The following is a 1,960-nucleotide window of genomic DNA, read 5'->3' on the forward strand; positions in this document are numbered from 1 at the left end:
GGAGGAACACGGTGGCCGTACCACGCACGGGGTGTTCGCCCGCGTCGCCCAGCGTGTGCTGGCGATGGCCGCCGGCATCTGGCACAACTGGAACATCGGCGCCACTGCCAAGCGATCATTGATCGCCTACGACCACTGATCCGTTCAAGGAATCAATCATCTAGATCCAGCCCTTCAGTAGCGTCGCTGTGCCGGGGCGTTGCGGCTCGGAGCCAAGCGGCGCCCCATTTCAGCGAGGACCTGTTCGGTGGCGGAGTCAAGACGTCCCTTTTTGAGGAGGCCTTGGCGGTGCAGGTCGTTACGATGTAGGCAATCTAGCCGATGGTGATTTCGAAATTGGTCGGCGTGCAGGGTCCGCGACGACATGGTCCACGACCGTGTCGAATTCTCTGAATACCAATCTGAAATGTACTCAGAGGGGTGCGACAGCCAGCGCCGTCTGCATCAGGTTGTGTCCGAGGCTGTTCCGCTTCGTCACGAGGTACTGAGTGTTGTGGTCGTTCGGTGCGGATTCAAGGGGTGTTGTGCCGGCGATCGTGATGCCGGCCGCGGTGAGGCCCGTGGCCTTGGCGGGGTTGTTGCTGAGCAGGTTGATGCGATCGATCCGGAGGTCGCGGAGGATTGCTGCGGCGTCGGTGTAGTCGCGGGCGTCGACGGGCAATTGGAGTTGGTAGGCGGCGATATTCGCGGCGAGTCCGATGCCGCGGCCTTCGTGCCCGCGGAGGTACAGCAGGACGCCGCATCAGGCGTCGGCGATGCGTTCGAGTGCGGCGGAGCGTTGTGCGCCGCAGTCGCAGCGCCGTGAGCCGAGGACGTCGCCGGTGAGGTATTCGCTGTGGACGCGGGTGAGGGCGGTGGTGCCGGCCGGTTCGCCGAACACCATGGCCAGGTGCTCGATTCCGCTGGTGGAGCGGTAGACGATGGCGGTGAAGGTGCCGTGGTCGGTGGGGATTTCGGCGTCGGCGCAGCGTTCGATGGTCGCGGTGCGGCGCCGGTAGTTCACCACTTCCTCGATGGTGACGACGGGCAGGTTCTGGCTTGCGGCGAAGGAGTGCACGTTTTCGCCGCGGAGCATGTCGCGCTTGTCTGCGGTGGTGACCGCGCAGATCAGCCCGACGGGGGACAGACCGGCGAGGGTGCACAGGTCGACGGCTGCTTCGGTGTGGCCGGGCCGAGTGAGGACTCCGCCGTCGCGGGCGCGCAGCGGGAGGACGTGGCCGGGCCTGGTGAGGTCGGTGTCGACGGTCTCGCGGTCGGCGAGCAGGCGGATAGTACGGGCCCGGTCGGCGGCGCTGATGCCGGTGGAGGTGCCTGTGGCGGCGTCGACGCTGACGGTGAACGCGGTGCCCAGCGGGTTGTCGGGATCCCCGACCATCAGGGGGAGACCGAGAGCGCGCGTTCGTTCGGCGGGCATCGCGACGCAGAAGAAGCCGGACGTGTGCCGCAGGAAGTAGGCGGCGTCTTGGGTGGTGACGAACTGTGCGGCCATCACGAGATCGGCTTCGTTCTGACGGTTTTCGTCGTCGAGGACGAGGATCGGCTTCCCGGCGCGCAGCTGCTCGAGGCACTGTTCGACGGTGTTCATGCCGGGCTCGCGGGGGTGAGCTGATGGAACGTGGACGTGTAGAACAGCAGCGGGTCGGGGGTGTCGGTGGCGCCGAGTTCGACGACACGGGCGACGACGAGGTCGTGGTCGCCGACAGCTTGGACGAGGTCGATGTGGCAGTCGACCCAGGCGTGCGCGCCGGTGAGGCGGGGAGAACCGGTGGTGGCGGGGGTCCAGTCGATTCCGTGGAATTTGTCGGTGCCGCTGCGGGCGAAGGCGCGGCCGAGTTCGTGTTGGTCGGCGGCGAGGATGTTGGCGCAGAAGCGGCCGGAGGCGGCGACCTTGGGGAAGGTGGTGGAATGCCGGCCGACGAAGAAGGCGACGAGGGCGGGGTCGAGGGAGACGGAGCTGAAG

General features: G+C 66.8%; 1 protein-coding gene and 2 pseudogenes. 1 reads left to right on the top strand and 2 read right to left on the bottom strand.

The window, feature by feature from the left end; translation table 11 throughout:
- A pseudogene (locus tag AC1DWT_RS51090) lies at positions 1-139 on the top strand (IS982 family transposase); the annotation flags it as partial.
- A 273-nt stretch (positions 140-412) separates the two neighbouring features.
- Here AC1DWT_RS51090 and ribB read toward each other — a convergent pair.
- Positions 413-1,585, bottom strand: a pseudogene (ribB, locus tag AC1DWT_RS51095) (3,4-dihydroxy-2-butanone-4-phosphate synthase).
- On the bottom strand, positions 1,582-1,960 hold a 379-nt coding region (locus AC1DWT_RS51100), incomplete at its 5' end, for a flavin reductase family protein (RefSeq protein WP_477926247.1). The gene AC1DWT_RS51100 and the pseudogene ribB, both read right to left, overlap by 4 nt.

This window comes from Rhodococcus sp. P4_B6 (genome assembly GCF_056402215.1).